Raw genomic sequence first — 740 nt, forward strand, 5'->3', positions numbered from 1 at the left:
GGCCGATAACAGGGAATACGCTCAGCCGTTTCATTGTAATGCGCTGATTTGCCATCCCTGCTCCCCCTGTCGCAACAAGACCGGCATCAGCCCCCTGCCAAACCGAAACCAGTACCCCGCATCATGATTCAGGGTGATTTGCCGGTGGCGTACCCGTTCAACGGGGATGTGGTGCTTTTTGGCCCACTGCTGCAACCGTTCATCTTTGCCCTGACTGTCCACCAGATAGATATCAACGGGTTGCTTGGTGGCCAGTACCTCAGTCAGACGGGTGTCACATGCCGGACACTCTTTTTCTTTCACAAACAGAGCCAGCCGCCCGCTTTCCTCCCGTGATTTTGCCATATCAACGGGCAGAACAGCCGGAAACAGTCGTTGCCAGGCGGCATTCACCTCACGCTGGAAACGCAGTTCTTTTTCGGTACGGGCAAATTCGGCTTTCACCCACTGCTCGGCATAACGGCGGCGTTCCACCTCACTTTCCGTTTCAATTCCCAATGCGGTCAGCGGATCGAGTCCCGGCGACTGAATTCCCCTTGGTCCTGCCATAATATGCTGATAGCGCTGGTATTCCTCCGCCTTCATCCCCCATTTTTCGGCCGCTGTTTTCAACGTTTTTGGCTGGCTTTCCACAATCTGCATCTGCTGCGCGGTTAAGGGTGCCGGAGTGTCTGCCCATGCCGGGCTGCTGAGTGCTATCCATGCCACCAGACCGATTCGATGCCATCTCATGGCTGCTT

Annotated in this window: 1 protein-coding gene; it reads right to left on the minus strand. The window is 55.7% G+C overall.

What is annotated here, in order from left to right; genetic code table 11:
* Window positions 1-30 precede the first annotated feature (30 nt).
* A complete protein-coding gene (locus Xinn_RS21200; protein ID WP_099137836.1) occupies window positions 31-732 on the minus strand; it encodes a TIGR03759 family integrating conjugative element protein in 702 nt (233 codons plus the stop codon).
* Window positions 733-740 lie beyond the last annotated feature (8 nt).

This window comes from Xenorhabdus innexi (assembly GCF_002632485.1).
GTDB classification, from domain to species: Bacteria; Pseudomonadota; Gammaproteobacteria; order Enterobacterales; family Enterobacteriaceae; genus Xenorhabdus; species Xenorhabdus innexi.